This window comes from Nocardioides sp. J54 (assembly GCF_000519005.1).
GTDB lineage: Bacteria > Actinomycetota > Actinomycetes > Propionibacteriales > Nocardioidaceae > Nocardioides.
This window is the reverse complement of the sequence record NZ_JAER01000015.1, coordinates 41,346-59,588: the sequence shown is the minus strand read 5'-3', so window position 1 is coordinate 59,588 and position 18,243 is coordinate 41,346. Positions and strand designations below refer to the sequence as shown.

Annotated in this window: 19 protein-coding genes; 1 reads left to right on the top strand and 18 read right to left on the bottom strand. The window is 71.3% G+C overall.

From position 1 onward, the window contains the following. Positions 1-42: 42 nt before the first annotated feature. Positions 43-1,281: a DUF349 domain-containing protein gene (locus NOCJ54_RS0112260; protein WP_028655725.1), complete on the top strand. Its 1,239-nt coding sequence runs from the start codon at positions 43-45 to the stop codon at positions 1,279-1,281. Between the two features lie 118 nt (positions 1,282-1,399). Here NOCJ54_RS0112260 and NOCJ54_RS28295 read toward each other — a convergent pair whose 3' ends face one another. From NOCJ54_RS28295 to pgsA, 18 genes are all read right to left on the bottom strand, one after another. Continuing rightward, entirely contained in the window at positions 1,400-2,365 is a 966-nt protein-coding gene (locus tag NOCJ54_RS28295; protein WP_028655724.1) for a hypothetical protein, read from the bottom strand. A gap of 163 nt (positions 2,366-2,528) precedes the next feature. Next, positions 2,529-4,760: a RelA/SpoT family protein gene (locus NOCJ54_RS0112250; RefSeq protein WP_028655723.1), complete on the bottom strand. Its 2,232-nt coding sequence runs from the start codon at positions 4,758-4,760 to the stop codon at positions 2,529-2,531. A gap of 161 nt (positions 4,761-4,921) precedes the next feature. Then, positions 4,922-5,479, bottom strand: coding sequence for an adenine phosphoribosyltransferase (locus NOCJ54_RS0112245; RefSeq protein ID WP_028655722.1), 558 nt, complete (start codon positions 5,477-5,479; stop codon positions 4,922-4,924). 2 nt (positions 5,480-5,481) lie between these two features. After that, positions 5,482-6,747, bottom strand: a complete 1,266-nt coding sequence (gene secF / locus NOCJ54_RS0112240; RefSeq protein WP_028655721.1) for a protein translocase subunit SecF — start codon at positions 6,745-6,747, stop codon at positions 5,482-5,484. Beyond that, positions 6,747-8,585 carry a protein translocase subunit SecD gene (gene secD, locus NOCJ54_RS25505; protein ID WP_036517715.1) on the bottom strand — a complete coding sequence of 613 codons (1,839 nt, stop codon included), beginning with the start codon at positions 8,583-8,585 and terminating at the stop codon, positions 6,747-6,749. Before secD ends, secF begins: the two co-directional genes overlap by 1 nt. A 1-nt stretch (position 8,586) precedes the next feature. After that, positions 8,587-8,937, bottom strand: a complete 351-nt coding sequence (gene yajC, locus NOCJ54_RS29460; protein ID WP_051485791.1) for a preprotein translocase subunit YajC — start codon at positions 8,935-8,937, stop codon at positions 8,587-8,589. 119 nt (positions 8,938-9,056) lie between these two features. Beyond that, entirely contained in the window at positions 9,057-10,133 is a 1,077-nt protein-coding gene (gene ruvB, locus NOCJ54_RS0112225; RefSeq protein ID WP_028655719.1) for a Holliday junction branch migration DNA helicase RuvB, read from the bottom strand. Positions 10,134-10,138: 5 nt separating this feature from the next. Continuing rightward, positions 10,139-10,738 (bottom strand): Holliday junction branch migration protein RuvA, encoded by a 600-nt coding sequence (gene ruvA / locus NOCJ54_RS0112220; protein WP_028655718.1) that lies wholly within the window; start codon positions 10,736-10,738, stop codon positions 10,139-10,141. Beyond that, on the bottom strand, positions 10,735-11,292 hold the full coding sequence (gene ruvC / locus NOCJ54_RS0112215; RefSeq protein WP_028655717.1) for a crossover junction endodeoxyribonuclease RuvC: 558 nt from the start codon (positions 11,290-11,292) through the stop codon (positions 10,735-10,737). Before ruvC ends, ruvA begins: the two co-directional genes overlap by 4 nt. A 92-nt stretch (positions 11,293-11,384) precedes the next feature. Continuing rightward, positions 11,385-12,152: a YebC/PmpR family DNA-binding transcriptional regulator gene (locus NOCJ54_RS0112210; protein ID WP_028655716.1), complete on the bottom strand. Its 768-nt coding sequence runs from the start codon at positions 12,150-12,152 to the stop codon at positions 11,385-11,387. A 54-nt stretch (positions 12,153-12,206) separates the two neighbouring features. Next, complete coding sequence (gene pdxT / locus NOCJ54_RS0112205) at positions 12,207-12,782, bottom strand: pyridoxal 5'-phosphate synthase glutaminase subunit PdxT (protein WP_028655715.1); 576 nt, start codon at positions 12,780-12,782, stop codon at positions 12,207-12,209. A 34-nt stretch (positions 12,783-12,816) separates the two neighbouring features. Next, positions 12,817-13,821, bottom strand: coding sequence for a signal peptidase I (locus NOCJ54_RS28290; RefSeq protein ID WP_051485790.1), 1,005 nt, complete (start codon positions 13,819-13,821; stop codon positions 12,817-12,819). Then, positions 13,818-14,420 carry a hypothetical protein gene (locus tag NOCJ54_RS0112195; RefSeq protein WP_028655714.1) on the bottom strand — a complete coding sequence of 201 codons (603 nt, stop codon included), beginning with the start codon at positions 14,418-14,420 and terminating at the stop codon, positions 13,818-13,820. Before NOCJ54_RS0112195 ends, NOCJ54_RS28290 begins: the two co-directional genes overlap by 4 nt. After that, complete coding sequence (locus NOCJ54_RS28285) at positions 14,407-15,084, bottom strand: hypothetical protein (RefSeq protein ID WP_051485789.1); 678 nt, start codon at positions 15,082-15,084, stop codon at positions 14,407-14,409. The genes NOCJ54_RS0112195 and NOCJ54_RS28285 overlap by 14 nt, the downstream gene beginning before the upstream one ends. Before the next feature lie 31 nt (positions 15,085-15,115). Further along, on the bottom strand, positions 15,116-15,823 hold the full coding sequence (locus NOCJ54_RS25490) for a signal peptidase I (RefSeq protein ID WP_084255114.1): 708 nt from the start codon (positions 15,821-15,823) through the stop codon (positions 15,116-15,118). Between the two features lie 31 nt (positions 15,824-15,854). Next, positions 15,855-16,409 carry an alternate-type signal peptide domain-containing protein gene (locus NOCJ54_RS28280; RefSeq protein WP_198020200.1) on the bottom strand — a complete coding sequence of 185 codons (555 nt, stop codon included), beginning with the start codon at positions 16,407-16,409 and terminating at the stop codon, positions 15,855-15,857. A gap of 227 nt (positions 16,410-16,636) precedes the next feature. Continuing rightward, positions 16,637-17,542, bottom strand: coding sequence for a pyridoxal 5'-phosphate synthase lyase subunit PdxS (gene pdxS, locus NOCJ54_RS0112175; RefSeq protein WP_028655713.1), 906 nt, complete (start codon positions 17,540-17,542; stop codon positions 16,637-16,639). A gap of 31 nt (positions 17,543-17,573) precedes the next feature. Further along, complete coding sequence (pgsA, locus tag NOCJ54_RS0112170; protein WP_028655712.1) at positions 17,574-18,233, bottom strand: phosphatidylinositol phosphate synthase; 660 nt, start codon at positions 18,231-18,233, stop codon at positions 17,574-17,576. Positions 18,234-18,243: the final 10 nt, after the last annotated feature.

Sequence of the window (18,243 nt, the reverse complement as noted above, 5' to 3'; positions counted from 1 at the left end):
CCAGCCTAGTGGCTGCCCGACCTTTGATTAGCATGGGCCACTGTGACTACCTCTGACTGGGGCCGCGTCGGCGACGACGGCACCGTCTACGTGAAGACAGCCGACGGCGAGCGGGCGGTCGGGCAGATGCCCGATGCGTCCCCCGAGGAGGCTCTGGCGTTCTACACGAAGCGCTACGAGAACCTCGCCCTGGAGGTGGACCTGCTGCACAAGCGGGTCCTCACAGGGGTGCTCTCACCCGAGGAGGCGGTCGCCTCCGTCAAGCTGGTGCGCGACCAGCTCGACGACGTCCACGCCGTGGGCGACCTCGCCGCGCTGGTCCGCAAGCTCGACGAGCTCGGCCCGGTCATCGCCACCCAGCGCGACGCCCGCCGGGCCGCGAAGACGCAGCGGATCGCCGAGGCGAAGGAGCAGAAGGAGAAGCTTGCCGCCGAGGCCGAGAAGATCGCCTCCGGACGTGACTGGCGCAACGGCGCCAACCGCCTGCGCGAGCTCCTCGAGCAGTGGAAGCAGCTCTCCCGCATCGACAAGGCCGCCGACGACGAGCTGTGGCGCCGCTTCTCGTCCGCCCGCTCGGCGTACACGAAGGCCCGCAAGGCGCACTTCGCCGAGCAGGACGAGCGGCGCGAGGCCGCCCGGGTCGTCAAGGAGCGCCTGGTCGTCGAGGCCGAGGCGCTCGCCGACTCCACCGACTGGGGTCCGACCTCGGGCCGCTACCGGGACCTGATGCGCGACTGGAAGGCCGCCGGCCCCGCCCCCAAGGCGGTCGACGACGCCCTCTGGCAGCGCTTCCGTGGCGCCCAGGACAAGTTCTTCGGCGCCCGCGACGCCGCCAACGCCGCCCTCGACTCCGAGTTCGCCGCGAACGCGGAGGTCAAGGAGGGCATCCTCGTCGAGGCCGAGGCCCTGCTCGGCCCCCTCGCCGAGTCCGGCGACGTCGCCGCCGCCAAGGCCGCCTTCCGCGAGCTCGCCGACCGGTGGGACGAGGCCGGCAAGGTCCCGCGCGACCGGATCAAGGAGCTCGAGGGCCGCATGCGCGCCGTCGAGCAGGCGATCCGCAAGGCCGAGGACGAGCAGTGGCGCAAGTCCGACCCCGAGAAGTCCGCCCGCGCCGACGACATGGTCTCCAAGCTCGAGGCCGCGATCGCCGAGGCCGAGGCCAAGCTCGAGGCCGCCCGCTCCCGAGGTGACGAGAAGAAGGTCAAGGAGCTCGAGGAGAACCTCGAGGGCCGCCGCGCCTTCCTCGAGATGGCCCGGAAGGCGTCCGCGGAGTACCGCTGAACGGGATGGCGGCCCGGGGTGTGCGGCGCTGCAGGAATCCCCGCCTGAGCGGGGATTCCTGCGCCTGTTGACGTTTGCAACGGCCGACAAGCGCGAGAAAACGTCAACCAGTCGACGCTCAGGACGCCAGGCGGCGTCGCCTCTCCGCACGCACGGCCTCGATGAAGGCGCGAAGGCGGCGGGCCAGGCGCTCGGGATCCGCGAGGTCCTCCCAGGCGATCCGGAAGCACCGCCATCCGGTGAGCTGGGCGATGCGCTGCTCACGATACTTCTCGCGGACCACTGCGTCCGCTGCCGACTCTCCCGGACGCAGGTAGCGCTCGTACTTGGCTCGCCCGTCGAACTCGATCCAGATACCGAGGTCGGGTAGGGCGAAGTCGAGAAAGGCCACGAACCCGTCGTCCGCGACCTCGTACTGCGGCACAGGCTTGGGGAAGCCGTGCCGGTAGAGGAAGTACAGCGTCCGCGACTCCCCCACCGACTCGATCCGCGGGTCGGCGAGCCGGATCACGACGTCCGTCGAGACCGAGTCGGGCCAGTGGACCATCGACTGCTCGTACCGCTCGCGCAGCTCCGCAGCAGTGAAGTCGCCCCGGTGCAGGAAGTGGTTGGCGACGGCCAGCGCAGGCTCGGTCGTGCCCCACATCGACACCTCCAGCGTGGCGCGGATGGCCGACATGATCCGCACACCGTGTACCTCCGCCACGTCACCGTCGTCCACCTCACCACGGTGCCGTTGCACCCCAGCCTCCCGTCGGCCCGAGAGGCCGTCCACGCGGGTGAGGTGGACCTCGGAGAGGTCGAGGCCCCACAACGGCGCGTCGTGGAAGGGCAGCGCCGACGCGTGACTCAGGATCACACCGGCGCGGGCCTGCTGGTACGCCGCGCGGCACCGGACGGCGTACCGCTGATCTCCCGACATCGCCCGCCAGGCTGGCCCTTCGACGTACGCTCCGCGCCGCGGCCTGGCGCGCACGCCCGAACGGAGCGAGGCCGCCAGCGAACGGTCCGTCTCGCCGAGTGCGATCAGCTCGCGGCGCAGCGAGATCGGGGCGAGGCGCGGGTCGTCGGCCGGGATCGTCATGGAGCGACGCTGCCCTGTCCGTTCCCTGCCCGAACCACGACTTCAGTTCCTGTGGACAAACCTCAGCGGGCTGGACTTGATGACGTTCTCCTGCGGTTGTTGGCCGTTGCAACGGCCAACAACCGCAGGAATACCCGGCTGAGCGGGGATTCCTGCAGCGGCGTCAGCTGGTGACGCGGTAGGCGTCGAACACGCCCGGGACGGTCCGGACGGCCTTGAGCACGGTGTCGAGGTGCTTGGCCTCGGCCATCTCGAAGGTGAACCGCGACTTCGCGACGCGGTCGCGGGAGGTGGTGAGGTTCGCCGACAGGATGTTCACGTGGGCGTCGGAGAGCGCCATGGTGATGTCGGAGAGCAGGCGGGAGCGGTCGAGGGCCTCGACCTGGATGTTGACCAGGAAGGTCGACTGGCCGGTGGGGGCCCACTCGACGTCGACGAGCTTCTCCGGCTGGCCGAGCAGGTCCGCGGCGTTGGTGCAGTCCTTGCGGTGGACCGACACTCCCCCGCCCTTGGTGACGAACCCGAGGATCGAGTCCGGCGGGACCGGGGTGCAGCACTTGGCGAGCTTGACCCACACGTCGGGCGAGCCGGTGACGATGACGCCGGAGTCGCCTCCGGAAGGGCGACGCGGGCGGCGACTGCGGCCGGTGATGGTGACGGCCTCGGCGAGGTCCTCCTGGGCCCCCTCGTCGCCGCCGTGCAGCTCGATGACCTTGCGTACGACGGCCTGGGCGCCGATGTTGCCCTCGCCGACCGCGGCGTAGAGGGCGGACACGTCGGCGAGCCGGAAGGCGCTGGCGGCGAGGGTGAGCGAGTCGTGCGACAGCAGGCGCTTGAGGGGCAGGCCCTCCTTGCGCATCAGCCGCGCGATCTCGTCCTTGCCGCGCTCGATGGCCTCCTCACGGCGCTCCTTGGTGAACCACTGGCGGATCTTGGAGCGGGCGCGCTGGGACTTCACGAAGTTCAGCCAGTCGCGCGACGGGCCGGCACCCTCGGCCTTGGAGGTGAAGACCTCGACGACGTCGCCGTTCTCGAGGGTCGACTCGAGCGGGACGAGGCGGCCATTGACGCGGGCACCGATGGTGCGGTTGCCGACCTCGGTGTGGACGGCGTAGGCGAAGTCGACCGGCGTGGAGCCGGCCGGCAGCGCGATCACGTCGCCGCGCGGCGTGAAGACGTAGGTCTCGGTCTGGTTGATCTCGAAGCGCAGGGACTCCAGGAACTCGCCCGGGTCCTCGACCTCGCTCTGCCAGTCGAGGAGCTGGCGCACCCAGCTCATGTCGTCGAGGTCGCCGCGCTTGTCGGTGTCGTTGCCGGCGCGGCCGTCCTCCTTGTACTTCCAGTGCGCCGCGACGCCGTACTCCGCGCGCCGGTGCATCGCGAAGGTGCGGATCTGCATCTCGACGGGCTTGCCCTGCGGGCCGATGACCGTCGTGTGCAGCGACTGGTACATGTTGAACTTCGGCATCGCGACGTAGTCCTTGAACCGGCCCAGGACCGGGTTCCACCGCGAGTGCAGCACGCCGAGGACGCCGTAGCAGTCGCGGTCCTCCTCGACGAGGATGCGGATGCCGACCAGGTCGTAGATGTCGGAGAAGTCGCGGCCCCCGACGATCATCTTCTGGTAGATCGAGTAGTAGTGCTTCGGGCGGCCGGTGACCGTCGCCTTGATCTTGGCCTCGCGCAGGTCCTTCTCGACCTGGGAGATCACCTCGGCGAGGAACTGGTCGCGCGAGGGCGCCCGCTCGGCGACCATCCGCACGATCTCGTCGTAGATCTTCGGGTGCAGGGTCGCGAACGCGAGGTCCTCGAGCTCCCACTTGATGGTGTTCATGCCGAGCCGGTGGGCCAGCGGGGCGTAGATGTCGAGCGTCTCGCGGGCCTTGCGCTCCTGCGTCGACTGCTTCACGAAGCGCAGCGTGCGCATGTTGTGCAGGCGGTCGGCGAGCTTGATGACCAGCACCCGGATGTCGCGCGACATCGCGACGATCATCTTGCGGATGGTCTCGGCGTTGGCGGAGTCGCCGTAGACGACCTTGTCGAGCTTGGTGACGCCGTCGACGAGCCGGGCGACCTCGTCACCGAAGTCGCGGCGACACTCCTCGAGCGTGTACGGCGTGTCCTCGACCGTGTCGTGCAGGAGGGCCGCGACCAGGGTCGGCTCGGTCATGCCGATCCCGGCGAGGATCGTGGTGACCGCCAGGGGGTGGGTGATGTAGGGGTCGCCGCTCTTGCGCTTCTGGTCGGCGTGCAACCGCTCGGCGGTGAGGTAGGCGCGCTCGAGCAGCTGCAGGTCGGCCTTCGGGTGGTTCGCGCGGACGGCGCGGAACAGCGGCTCGAGGACCGGGTTGGAGGGCTGCCCGCGGCTGCCCATCCGGGCGAGCCGGGCCCGCATGCTGCGTCCGGTGGGCACCTCCGGGGAGACCGGGGTGGGCGCAGGCGCGACCCGCGGGGTGGCCGCGGTGGGGGTGCGCTCCTCGGTCATTCTCCCAGTCTAGTGGCGCGCCCCCGTGCGCCGGCGGCGGAGTCGCGAGGCACCGCTCGACGGGTTTCCGCTCAGACGGTGAGCAGCGAGGTCGCCGGTACGTCGCCGAGCGCCGCGCGCCCGTCGAGGAAGCCGAGCTCCATGAGGAACGCGAAGCTCGCCGTCGTCGCGCCGCAGGCGGTGACCAGGTCGTTCGTGGCCCTGGCGGTGCCGCCGGTGGCGAGCACGTCGTCGACCACCAGGACCCGCTCCCCCGGCGCGACGGCGTCGCGGTGCAGCTCGAGCACCGCCTCGCCGTACTCGAGGGCGTAGGAAACGCTGTGGGTGTGGTGCGGGAGCTTGCCGGACTTGCGGACCGGCACGAACCCGACGCCGAGCGCCAGCGCCACGGGGGCGGCGAGGATGAAGCCCCGCGCCTCCATGCCGAGCACCTTGTCCACCGCCGGCGTCCCGTCCGCGTCACGACCGGCCGCTGCCAGACCGTCGACGACGGCCGCGAAGCCGTCGGCGTCGGCGAGCAGCGGGGTGATGTCCTTGAACATGATCCCCGGCTCGGGGAAGTCGGGCACGTCCCGCACCAGGCGGGTGAGCGCCTCGACCGCCCGGGAGGTCACGGACGACTCCCCCACGCCTACTTCTTCCCGCGCTTGGAGCGGGTCTGGCGCTGGGGCTGCTTGCGACCGGAGCTGCCGCTGTCCGCCACCGGACGGCTCGCGGTCGGGACGTTGCGGCCCTTCCCGACGGCGCCCTGGGCGGGACGGCGGTCGGCCGGCACGTCGGGCTCGAGGTCGTCCTCGTCCTCGTCGAGCTCGTCGACGATCTCGATGTCGTCGATCGCGGCGGCGCCGCGCGGGACGACCGGCTCCTCCTCCTTGAACACCGGGACGGCGGCGTAGCGGTCGGCGAGCGCGCGCTGCTTGGCTCGGGCCCGGCGGGCCTGGATCTGGACCTCGGTCTCCTGCATCTTCAGGTGCACGAGGATGCGCGGGGCGAGCATCACCGACGAGTAGACGCCGACGGCCATGCCGACGAACTGCGCGAGCGCGAGGTCCTGCAGCGAGCTGGCGCCGAGCTGGACGGCGCTGACGTAGAGGATCGCGCCGATCGGGATGAGCGCCACGATCGAGGTGTTGATCGAGCGGACCAGGGTCTGGTTGACGGCCAGGTTGGCGGCGTCGGCGTACGACTGCGTGTTCTTGCGCAGCTGGTTGGTGTTTTCCTTGACCTTGTCGAACACGACGACGGTGTCGTAAAGCGAGAAGCCGAGGATGGCGAGCAGGCCGGTCACCGCCGCAGGGGTGACCTGGAACCCGGACAGCGCGTACACACCGATGGTCAGCACGACGTCGTGGGCCAGCGCGAGGATCGCGGCCACCGACATGCGCCACTCGCGGAAGTAGCCCCAGATGAACAGGACCACGAGGACGAGGAAGATGCCGACGCCGGTGAGGGCGCGCTTGGCGACCTCGGCACCCCAGCTGGGGCCGATGTCCTGGATCGAGATCTCACCCTCGGCCACGTCCGGGAAGACCTCGTGGATGAGTGCGGTCATCTCGGCGCGCTGCTCGGGGTTGAGGTTCTCGACCTGGACGGTCAGGGACGAGCTGCCCTCGGTGGTGACGGTGGGGTTCTCCGCGTTCTCGATGCCGGCGTCGCCGACGGTCTCCCGCAGCTCGTCGGCGTTGTCCTGGGTCGCCTTGCCCTCACCGACGGGCACCGACAGCGTCGTACCACCGGTGAACTCGACGCCCATGTTGAGCGGCTTGACGAACAGGATGCCGATCGCCAGGCCGACGACGACGGCCGAGATGGCGTACCAGAGCCACGGCTTACCGACGAAGTCGACCGACTTCCGGCCCTGGTAGAGGTCGTTGCCGAGTCGGGACATCTTCCCCATCAGCGACCACCTCCCGTGCTCGCGGTGCGCGGCTGGGCCACGTCCATGCCGAGGGTCTCCTTGCTGAGGCCGGACATCTTGTGCCCGGAGTTGAAGAGGCGGAAGTGCGCCAGCCACGACACCATCGGCTTCGTGAACCAGAACAGGACCGCGAGGTCGATGAGCGTGGTGAGGCCCAGCGCGAAGCCGAAGCCCTTCACCGCGCCCGTGGCGAAGATGTAGAGGACCAGCGCGGAGAGGATCTGGACCGTGTTGGCCGCGACGCGGGTGACCCGGGCCCGGGCCCAGCCGGTCTCCACGGCGACCCGCATCGACTTGCCCTCACGCATCTCGTCACGGATGCGCTCGAAGAAGATGACGAACGAGTCCGCGGTGATGCCGACCGCGATGATCAGCCCTGCGATGCCCGGCAGGGTCAGCGTGAAGCCGGCGGTCTCGCTGAGCAGCAGCACCATCGCGTAGGTGATGGCGGCGGCCACGAACAGCGAGCTGACCACCACCAGGCCGAGGCCGCGGTAGTAGAAGAGGCAGTAGAGCATCACCAGGGCGAGGCCGATGCCGCCCGCGGTGAGGCCGGCGCTCAGCTGGTTGCCCGCGAGCGAGGGACCGATCTCCTCGACGGAGGTCTGGTCGTCGTCGAAGGCGATCGGAAGCGCACCGAACTTCAGGCTGTTGGCCAGGTCGAGCGCCTCCTGCTCGTTGAAGTCACCGGTGATGCTGGAGCGGCCGTCGGTGATGACCGCGGTCATCCGCGGCGCGGAGATCACGACGCCGTCGAGGACGATCGCGAACTGCTCCTCGGTCTGGGCGAACGCACGCGAGACGGTCTCGAAGTCATCGGCCGCACCCGGCGTACCGGCGGGGCGGGACTTCTTCTTGCTGTTGCCCATCTCGATGCGGACCTCCCAGCCGACACCGTTCTGCGGCGTTCCGGCGGAGGCGTCATCGAGCTCCGTGCCCTCGATGACCGATCGGCTCAGCAGGTACTTCTGCGAGGGCTGGTCGTCCTCCGGCGCCGAGCACGCGACGAGCGGCTTGTCCGGATCGTCCGGGACGTCGGCCGGCTCACCCGTCTGGGCGTCCAGGATCTGGCCGTTGGGGTCGCAGGCGTACTTGGCGAACTCCGCGATGGCGGCCGGGTCGGGGCTGCGCGACCACGAGATGGCGTCCTCCGCGGAGAACTCCTCGTCGGCGGCCGGCTCCTCGTCGGGAGCACCGGACTCACCCTCGGCGGGCGTGCTGCTCGGGTCGGTCGGGCTGGCGGTCTCGGACGCGCCGTCAGCAGCCTTCTTCCCCGACTTCTTCTTGTCAGCCTTCTTGTCGGCCTTGCCGCTGGGGCCGTCGGTCGGCTCCTCGTCGGCCGCGGCCAGGTCCAGGCCGGGACGGCCGAGGCCGCCGCCCATCGGGTCGTCGGCACCCGGCAGGCCGGCGGAGGCGCACGGTCCCGGGCTGTAGTCGGAGCACGCGACCAGGCGGAAGCGGAGCTGCGCCTGGCGCTTGACCGTCTCCTCGAGCTGGTCGCGGTCGGCGCCCTTCTTCTTGCCCGGCACCTCGACGACGATGTTGCGGCCGCCCTGCCTGGTCACGAACGCCTCGGCGACACCGGAGCCGTTGACGCGCTGGTCGATGATCCGGCGAGCCTCCTCGAGGTTCTCCCGCGAGGGCGAGCCGTCGGTGGTCAGCGTGATCCGGGTGCCGCCCTGCAGGTCGAGGCCGAGCGACGGGCGCCACGGCTCCTCCGCGCTGGCCTGTGAGAGGGCCGTGAGCCCGTAGACCACGGCGAGGCCGAGGAAGAAGATGATGAGCTTGCGCCCGGGGCGCGGGCCGTGCGAGGCCATCTCAGCGCTCCTCGTCTGGGTCGGTGGTGGTCTCGGGGCGCTCGGCGGCGGGCTCGACCGCGTCGGTGGCCTCGTCGGCCGGCGTCGCGGCGGCGTCGCGGCTCACCGAGGCGACCGCTCCGCGCACCACGCGGATCACGACGCCGGGCGCGAGCTCGACCTGGAGGTGGTCGTCAGCGGCGCCGACGATCGTGCCGAAGATGCCGGACGTCAGCATGATGTCGTCGCCGACGCCCAGCGCCGCCTGGAGCTCGGCGGCCTGCTTGCGCTGGCGGGAGGCCGGCCTGATGATCAGCAGCCAGAAGATGACTGCGATCGCGACGATCGGCAGCAGGGACAGAGCGTCTTCCACAGACAAACCTCTCCAGCGGGGCAGGGATGAGCGCCGCTCGCAGCAGGGTGCGGGCGGACCGACGGGCAAGTGTAGCCACGGAACCCAGCCACCGCGGGATCGGCGTGGAAGAGTCCGGGTCAGTCCTCGAACAGGGTGGGACTCGCCTCGTCGGGGTACGACGGCGCGGGCATCCCCAGGTGGGCCCACGCCGCGGGCGTGGCGATCCGCCCTCGCGGGGTGCGGGCGAGGAAGCCGTTGCGCACGAGGAAGGGCTCCGCGACCTCCTCGACGGTCTCCCGCTCCTCGCCGACGGCCACGGCGAGCGTGGAGACGCCGACCGGTCCGCCGCCGAAGCGGCGGCAGAGCACGTCGAGCACGGCGCGGTCGAGCCGGTCGAGGCCGAGCTCGTCGACCTCGTACAGGTCGAGTGCCGACTGGGCGACCTCGCGGGTGACGATGCCGTCGGCGCGGACCTGGGCGTAGTCGCGGACCCGGCGCAGCAGCCGGTTGGCGATGCGAGGGGTGCCGCGGGAGCGGCCGGCGATCTCGGCAGAACCCTCGGGCGTCAGCTCGACGCCGAGCAGCCCGGCGGAGCGGCGCACGATGAGGTCGAGCTCGTCGGGCTCGTAGAACTCGAGGTGGGCAGTGAACCCGAAGCGGTCGCGCAGCGGGCCGGGCAGCAGGCCGGCCCGGGTGGTGGCCCCGACGAGGGTGAAGGGCGGGATCTCCAGGGGGATCGCGGTCGCCCCCGGGCCCTTGCCGATGACGACGTCGACGCGGAAGTCCTCCATCGCGAGGTAGAGCATCTCCTCGGCCGGGCGCGACATCCGGTGGATCTCGTCGACGAAGAGGACCTCGCCCTCGTTGAGCCCGGACAGGATCGCGGCGAGGTCGCCGGCGTGGGTGATCGCCGGCCCGCTGGTGAGCCGCAGCGGGGCGTTCATCTCGTGGGAGATGATCATCGCGAGCGTGGTCTTGCCGAGGCCCGGCGGGCCGGAGAGCAGCACGTGGTCGGGGGCCCTCCCCCGCTGCCGGGCGGCCTCGAGGACCAGGCCGAGCTGGTCGCGGACCCGTGACTGCCCCACCACCTCGTCGAGGCTGCGCGGGCGCAGCGCGGCCTCGACCGCCCGCTCGTCGCCCTCCGCCTCGGCAGCGGTCAGCGAGCGGAGGTGGACCTCCTCGGCGGCGGCGAGCTCGTCCTCGTGGAAGGGCACGGCGCTCAGGCCTTGGAGAGGGTGCGGAGGGCGGCACGGAGCAGCGCGCCGACGTCGGGCGCGTTGCCGTCGGCCTGGTCGGCCACGGCGTCCACGGCCTTCTCGGCGTCCTTGGCGTTGTAGCCGAGGCCGACGAGGCCCTGGTGGACCTGGTCGCGCCACGCAGCAGCCGGGGCGGCGGTGCTGGCAGCGACCGATCCGGCCGGGGCGCCGATGCGGTCCTTGAGCTCGAGGATGATCCGCTGGGCGCCCTTCTGCCCGATGCCGGGCACCTTGGTGAGCGTCTTGACGTCGTCGGAGGCGATCGCGGTGCGCACGCCGTCGGGGCTGAGCACGGCGAGGATGGCCTGGGCGAGCTTCGGCCCGACGCCGGAGGCGGTCTGGACCAGCTCGAAGACGGTCTTCTCCTCCTCGTCGGCGAAGCCGTAGAGGGTCAGCGAGTCCTCGCGCACCACCATGCTGGTCGGCAGGGTCGCCTCGTGGCCGGTGCGGAGCTGGGCCAGCGTGCCCGGGGTGCACATCAGCTCGAGGCCGACGCCACCGACCTCGACGACGGCGCTGGAGAGCGACACGGCGGCGACCTGGCCGCGGACGAAGGCGATCATCGGGCTCCTCCAGGGGTGCGGGTGGGGATGCGCGAGCGGGGCGCGCGGGCCGCGGCGAGCGCCGCGTCGATGCGCGCCTGCGTGCCGCCGCGCCAGATGTGGGTGATGGCCAGCGCGAGCGCGTCGGCGGAGTCGGCCGGCTTCGGCACGGCGTCGAGGCGCAGGATGCGGGCGATCATCGCCCCGACCTGCGCCTTGTCGGCGCGCCCGTTGCCGGACACGGCCGCCTTCACCTCGCTGGGGGTGTGCAGCGCGACCGGCAGCCCGCGCCGGGCTGCGCACACCATCGCGATGCCGGCCGCCTGCGCGGTGCCCATGATCGTGCTGACGTCGGAGCGCGCGAAGATCCGCTCGATCGCGACGGCGTCGGGGGCGTGCTCGTCGAGGCGCGCCTCGATGCCCTTCTCGATGTAGACCAGGCGCTCCGGCACCGACCAGTCCGACGGTGTGCGCACGACGCCGACGTCGACGAGGCCGAGGGGTCGGCCGATCGAGCCCTCGACCACACCCAGGCCGCAGCGGGTCAGCCCCGGGTCGATCCCGAGCACGCGCACGTCGTCACCTTCCGTCCGAACATGTGTTCGGAACCCACCGTAGACGATGGGCGACGACGACCGGCGCGGGACACGCCCGGCGGCGTACCCGCTCAGGCGTCGATCTGGTCGAGGACCTCGTCGGGGATGTCGGCGTTGACGAAGACGTTCTGCACGTCGTCGAGGTCGTCGACGGCGTCGACGAGGCGGAACACCTTGCCGGCCGCCTCCGGGTCGGCGACCGGGATGTCCAGCGAGGCCACGAACTGCACCTCGGCGGAGTCGTAGTCGATGCCGGCCTCCTGCAGCGCGGTGCGCACGGCGACCACGTCGGACGCCTCGGACTGCACCTCGAAGCTCTCGCCGAGGTCCTTGACCTCCTCGGCACCGGCGTCGAGCGTCGCCTCGAGGACGTCGTCCTCGGTGACCGTCTTCTCCTCCTGCGCCTTGGGCACCACGACGACGCCCTTGCGGTTGAAGAGCCGGGACACCGAGCCCGGGTCGGCCATGGTGCCGCCGTTGCGGGTGACCGCAGTGCGGACCTCCATCGCGGCGCGGTTGCGGTTGTCGGTGAGGCACTCCACCAGCAGGGCGACGCCCTGGGGGCCGTAGACCTCGTACATGATCGTCTCGTAGTCGACGCCGCCACCCTCGAGGCCACCGCCGCGCTTGACCGCGGAGTCGATGTTCTTGTTCGGGACGGACTGCTTCTTGGCCTTCTGGATGGCGTCGAAGAGCGTCGGGTTGCCAGCAGGGTCGGGACCACCCAGCTTCGCCGCGATCTCGATGTTCTTGATGAGCTTCGCGAAGAGCTTGCCGCGCTTCGCGTCGATCACGGCCTTCTTGTGCTTGGTGGTTGCCCACTTGGAGTGGCCAGACATCAGTCCCTCTTCTATCTGCCGTCGTCGTCGTGCTGCCGGAACAGCCGGTCGAGTCTATCCCTGCACCATGTCGAGGAAGACCCGGTGCACCCGGCCGTCCCCGTCGACCTCCGGGTGGAAGGAGGTCGCGAGCAGGTGTCCCTGCCGTACGGCGACCGGGTGGCCGTGCGCCTCGGCGAGCACCTCCACGTCCGGCCCGGCCTGCTCCACCCACGGCGCGCGGATGAACACCGCGTGCACCGGCTCCGCCAGCCCGGCGAAGTCGAGGTCGGCCTCGAAGGAGTCGACCTGCCGCCCGAACGCGTTGCGGCGCACGGTCACGTCGAGCCCGCCGATCGTCTCCTGGCCCTCGGCGCCGCCCTCGATCCGGTCGGCGAGCAGGATCATGCCCGCGCAGGTGCCGAACGCCGGCATCCCGCCCGCGACCCGCTCGCGCAGCGGGTCGAGCAGCTCGAAGGTCCGCGCCAGCTTGGCCATCGTCGTCGACTCCCCGCCCGGGAGCACCAGCCCGTCGCAGCGCTCCAGCTCCGCCGGGCGGCGGACCGCGAACGCCTCCGCCCCGAGGGCGGTCAGGGCCTGCAGGTGTTCACGGACGTCGCCCTGCAGGGCGAAGACTCCGATGGATGGCACGCCGAGAGGCTAGCGGCCCGTCTCGGGGTCGCCGTCAGGGCCTGCAGAAGACCGCCCAGTTGGGCCCGCCGGGCAGTGGCGCAGCGACGAGGAATGTCGTGGTCGGCGAACCGACGTCGACGTGGCCGTCGACGAGGCGAGTCTGGACGGTCAGGTGGTAGTTGGCGTTGCCGCCGCCGCCCGGCGGGATCTGCAGCTCGTCGCGGATGGTGACCGTGGCGGGCGGCGCGAGCCCGGCCCCGACGGTCCCGGTCAGGAGCGGCGCCACGACGCCCTCGCGGTAGAACGCCCAGAAGTACTCGTACTGGGCACCGACCGCCGTCCACGTGATGGTGGCCCGCTGGGCTCCCGGGTTCGACGTCTTCGAGGTGCAGCCCGGCTGCTGGTGGGTCGTCGGCGCGGGCGTGGAGGCGTGGACCGTCGCAGTCGCCGTGTCTGTCCAGTACGCAGCGGTGGAGGCCCAGGGGGCCTGCCCGGACGCGCCGACCATCCCCCCGACGAGGACCGCTGCGGCAGCACCGACCGGCACCACGAGGCGCCGGCGGGGACTCCCGTCGGGAGGGGTTGGGGCGAAGGCCAGTGCCAGCGCGCCGAGAGCCAGCAGCACGGCGGTCGCAATGCCGAGCGGGCTGGCCGCGGCGTTGAGGGCGTACCCCACGTGCGGGACCCCGGCGACGACCCGGTCCACGGTCTCCACGACGTAGGCCTGCGGGTCCGGCACGTCGTTGGCGTCGCCCTGCAGGTGGAGCACGGCTCGACCGTCAGGCACGGTGGCGAACTCGACGACCCGGTGGGTGACCCGCCTGCCGTCGGCGTCCCGGACGCTGACGACGTCCCCGAGCGCGACCTCCGCAGCCGGGACCGTGCGAGCGACCCCGAGCGCGCCGGCGTCGTACGCCGGACTCATCGAGCCGGACGCGAACACCAGTGGCGTGATGTTGAACAGCCACCCCGCGGCGAGCGACGCGAGGCACAGCACACCGAGCACTCCCCCACCCCAGAGCACGGTCTCGCGGGCGGCCCGCCTCCAGCCGGTCATGACATCTCCTGCTTCGCGGGGACGGTGAAGGTGACGATCGAGGTCGAGCTCGGCGCGACGCTCGCGCCTGCCGGCAGCGACACCTGGATGCACAGCTCGGTCGACTGCCCGGTCGCGAGGACGGTCCCTCCGGGCGCGTCGAAGCCGTTCAGCCCGGCGTCGGGGGAGCCCCCGAGGACGGTGCCGCTGGAACAGCCACTTCCGGACAGGGTGCCCCCGCGACGCACCGTGACCTCGAGCGCGGATCCCAGCGCTCCCGTCGCGCTGGCCTGCAGCCTGAACGAGACCGGGAGCTGTCCGCGGCTGTTGTTGGTGACCGTCATCAACGCCGCCTTCGTCGTCCCCGGCGTGAGGCCCGCGAGGTCCAGCTCACTCCAACCGACGATCGACTCCGGGCGCTGCCGGTAATTGGACTCGAGGTCCACGTGCAGCGTCCCGGCACTGATGGTCGCCCCAGCCACCTCGGCCCGGTCGGCCCAGAACGCGGAGGTCGCGACGGCACCGGTCCCGACGAGGAGCCCGGCAGAGAGCAGGGCGCGGGTGCGACCGTGGCCGAACCAGAGCCCGGTGCGCCTGCGGTGGGGGTCACGCCTGTTCACGGGGCACCTCCCGTCGGCCACGTCCGGGGTGCACAAGCGCGATTCCGGAGCCGACGAGGCCGGCCGCCAACCACAGCCACGTGGCGTCGAGCGAGGAACCGGTGGCCGGCAGGCCGTCCTGGCCCCCGACGGAGCCGTCGCCGTCCCCGTCGTCCCCGTCGTCCCCGTCGTCGACGCCGCCGACGTCACCCGACTCCGAGAGCGTCACCCGGACGCGGAGGGAGGCGAGCTCATCCTGGTGCTCTGTGGTGTCCGGGAGGAAGGTGCCCCGGACCGTGACCCGGGTGCGTGCCCCCTCCGGGACGTCGAGCACCGCCGGCGCGAGGGTCGTGGTCCCGCCCACGACCTCCACCCATTCCCCCGAGCCGAGCCGGGCCTCGAGGAGGAAGGCGTCCGAGGCGAGCAGCCCGTCCGGGTCGTCGGCGAGGACGTCGACCGACAGCTCGCCGTCCGACGGACCGTCGTTGCGGACCAGGAAGGACGCCTCCTCGACGTCGCCGGGCACCCAGATGAAGCCGCTGTCGAACAGGGGCGCGTCGAGCTGCCGGGTCCAGGCCGCCCCGTCCCGGCTGAGCCCGACCTCGTCGTCGGCGGACGCCGGTGCCGCGGCACCGACGACCCCGAGGGTCGCGAGTACCGCCGTCGCGGCGATGCTGCGGATCACGTAGGTCTCCTCCGGCGAGGTCGAGTGGGTGTCAGTGGTGTGCTGTGCGGGCGAGCGTGGACCGGACGAGCCGGACCACCCCGAAGGCGGCGAGCGTCGCGAGGGCGGCACCGGCCACCAGGCCGATCGGCGGCTGGTCGGGCCTCGGGGTCGTCGCCGGCGGCGACGCGGCGCGGTCGACCTCGACGGGCTGCCGCCCGGTCGCCGCTGCGGCACCGCGCCGACGCCGTACGCCGTCGCGGACCGCGGTCACGAACATGAAGCCCGCGTAGCCCGACAGCAGTGCCGCGACCAGGAGGAGCGCGGTCTGCCGCTGCTTGCCCGTCAGCACGCTGTTGAGGTGTCCCAGGTACGGCACGGAGTACCAGAGCCGCCCCTGGACCTGCACCGCCCGGACCGGGTTGCGGTCCGGCGTCCCGTTGGCGTCGCCCTGGGTGGTGAACACCTGCTCCCCGTCGAGCCGGGTCCCGACCGCCACCACCCGGTGGGTGGCGACGGTCGGCTCACCGGACTCGAGCTGGAAGGTGATCACGTCGCCGAGCGCGACTTCCTCCGGGTCGACCGATCGGACGACGACCAGCGTTCCCGGCGGCAGGTCGGGCTCCATGGATCCTGTGAGCACCGTGTAGGGCGTGCCACCGGCGATCCGGGGTATCGCGACGGCCAGCGCGACCGAGGCCACAGCGGTCAGGATCACCAGCCACAGCAGGACGTGGCTGGCGAACCGGACGAGCTTCATGGGACGAACGGGGTCGGGTCAGGCCGGAGGCTCAGGAGCTGTGGTTCTGCGTGACGCTGACGGTGAGGGCGTCGAGCGCAGCCGACAGACCGCCGACGACGTTCGAGTCGTTGTCCTCGACGCCGTAGGGCCAGGTCACGGTGATGTCCACCGAGACCACGTCGTTGTCGCTCACCGCCACGCCGGTGCCGTCGCCCTGGAGGTTGCCGTTCAGGCGGACCACGGGCGTGACGTCGATCTCGTCGATCAGCGCCTGGGCGCCGGTGACATCGCTCGGAACGGTCACGTCGAAGTCCACCGACTTCAGGTGCTCGCCCGCGATGTCCAGCACGTAGGTGCAGCTCTGGGAGAGGCTGTCCCCCGGGACCAGCAGCTGGTCGTCGTACGCAGCCCCGCCGTCGATAGTCCAGCCGTCGCACTCCTGGAGGTCGAGGCTCAGGTGGCCGCTCTCGATCTCCGTCCCGTCCGTGGTCACCGAGTCCGACCAGTAGGCGAGCGTGCCCGCACCACCCATGAGCAGCACCGCGGCCGAGCCGGCGGCGAGTGCGCCCTTCGTCGTCTTCTTCATGATGTCTCCAGTCCCCATGCCCTGTGTTGTCCCCAGGTCTGGCTGTGTTGGTTGTGAGGGATTGACTTCCGGGGGCGGGAGCGCCCGGTGGAAGCCAGAACGGAAGGGGACCACGCGCAGTGACGGGCGCGTGGGCGAATCGGGACATTGGCCCGTAAAAAGACCGGAACCATGGTCCCGACTCGTCAAGACCATGGTTCCGATGGATCACGCGGGCGGCCGCCCGCGTAGTCAGGTGTTGGGGGTCACCAGCCGCGGGTCTCCAGCCGGTGGTGCTGCGGGAGCTCGTCGACGTTGATGCCGACCATCGCCTCGCCCAGGCCGCGGGAGACCTTGGCGACGACGTCGGGGTCGTCGTGGAAGGTCGTGGCCTTGACGATCGCCTCCGCCCGCTGGGCGGGGTTGCCGGACTTGAAGATGCCCGAGCCGACGAAGACACCCTCGGCTCCCAGCTGCATCATCATCGCGGCGTCCGCGGGAGTCGCGATGCCGCCGGCGGTGAACAGCACGACCGGCAGCTTGCCGGTCCGCGCGACCTCCGCGACCAGCTCGTACGGCGCCTGCAGCTCCTTGGCCGCGACGTACAGCTCGTCGTCGGAGAGCACCGTCAGCCTCCGGATCTCGGCACGGATGGTGCGCATGTGGGTCACGGCGTTGGACACGTCACCGGTGCCGGCCTCGCCCTTGGAGCGGATCATCGCCGCGCCCTCGGTGATCCGACGCAGCGCCTCACCGAGGTTGGTCGCACCGCACACGAACGGGACCGTGAAGGCCCACTTGTCGATGTGGTTGGCGTAGTCGGCCGGGGTCAGCACCTCCGACTCGTCGATGTAGTCGACGCCCAGGGACTGCAGCACCTGCGCCTCGGCGAAGTGCCCGATCCGTGCCTTGGCCATCACCGGGATCGAGACCGCGGAGATGATCCCGTCGATCATGTCGGGGTCGCTCATCCGCGACACCCCGCCCTGGGCACGGATGTCGGCAGGCACCCGCTCCAGGGCCATCACCGCCACCGCCCCGGCGTCCTCGGCGATCTTCGCCTGCTCGGGCGTGACCACGTCCATGATGACGCCACCCTTGAGCATCTCGGCCATGCCGCGCTTGACCCGGGTGGTGCCCTGCCCAGAAGTGGGCTCTACCTGCTCGCTCATGCCGTCGATCCTACGGCGAGCAGGACGCGACCTACGCCTCAGGCTGACCCGTGGACCCGGCGGTGCCCGCGTCGGCGGCCAGCGCCTGCCGGCGGACCTTCAGGACCCGGAAGACGACCGTGTAGGTGCTGGCGACCGCGAGGGCCCAGAGGGTGACGTACATGAGGATCGGCAGGTCGAAGATCGCCGAGAGGCCGGTCATCACGAGGATCGACACGAGCCGGTCGGCGCGCTCGGCGATGCCGCCCTTGGCGTCCATGCCGAGGGACTCGGCCCGGGCACGCGCGTACGACGTGACGGATCCCATCACCAGGCACCACAGGGTGACGCACAGGTAGAGGTAGCTGTCGCCCTGGTCCTCGCCGGTGCCGGCGAAGTAGAGCGCCAGGCCGCCGAAGATGGCACCGTCGCCGATCCGGTCCAGCGTGGAGTCCCAGAAGGCGCCGAACTTCGACACCCGCCCGGTCTCGCGGGCCATCCGCCCGTCGATGAGGTCGCTGAAGACGAACGCCGTGATGAACAGCACGCCGATCAGCAGCTCGCCCTGCGGGAAGAAGACGAGGGCACCCGCGGCCACGCCGAGGGTCCCGACGAGGGTCACCGCGTCCGGGCTGATGCCCAGCCGGATGAACAGCCGCACGACGGGGTGCAGCACCGTGCCCGCCCAGAACTCCTTGAACCGATCCAACACGGGGCGAGAA

Excerpts from the sequence above, each read along its gene's own strand:
- NOCJ54_RS28295 (WP_028655724.1), bottom strand. The coding sequence starts at position 2,365 with ATGACGATCCCGGCCGACGACCCGCGCCTCGCCCCGATCTCGCTGCGC.
- NOCJ54_RS0112250 (WP_028655723.1), bottom strand. The coding sequence starts at position 4,760 with ATGCGGGCCCGGCTCGCCCGGATGGGCAGCCGCGGGCAGCCCTCCAAC.
- secF (WP_028655721.1), bottom strand. The coding sequence starts at position 6,747 with ATGGGGAAGATGTCCCGACTCGGCAACGACCTCTACCAGGGCCGGAAG.
- secD (WP_036517715.1), bottom strand. The coding sequence starts at position 8,585 with ATGGCCTCGCACGGCCCGCGCCCCGGGCGCAAGCTCATCATCTTCTTC.
- ruvA (WP_028655718.1), bottom strand. The coding sequence starts at position 10,738 with ATGATCGCCTTCGTCCGCGGCCAGGTCGCCGCCGTGTCGCTCTCCAGC.
- NOCJ54_RS0112210 (WP_028655716.1), bottom strand. The coding sequence starts at position 12,152 with ATGTCTGGCCACTCCAAGTGGGCAACCACCAAGCACAAGAAGGCCGTG.
- NOCJ54_RS28290 (WP_051485790.1), bottom strand. The coding sequence starts at position 13,821 with ATGACCGGCTGGAGGCGGGCCGCCCGCGAGACCGTGCTCTGGGGTGGG.
- NOCJ54_RS25490 (WP_084255114.1), bottom strand. The coding sequence starts at position 15,823 with ATGAAGCTCGTCCGGTTCGCCAGCCACGTCCTGCTGTGGCTGGTGATC.
- NOCJ54_RS28280 (WP_198020200.1), bottom strand. The coding sequence starts at position 16,409 with ATGGGGACTGGAGACATCATGAAGAAGACGACGAAGGGCGCACTCGCC.
- pdxS (WP_028655713.1), bottom strand. The coding sequence starts at position 17,542 with ATGAGCGAGCAGGTAGAGCCCACTTCTGGGCAGGGCACCACCCGGGTC.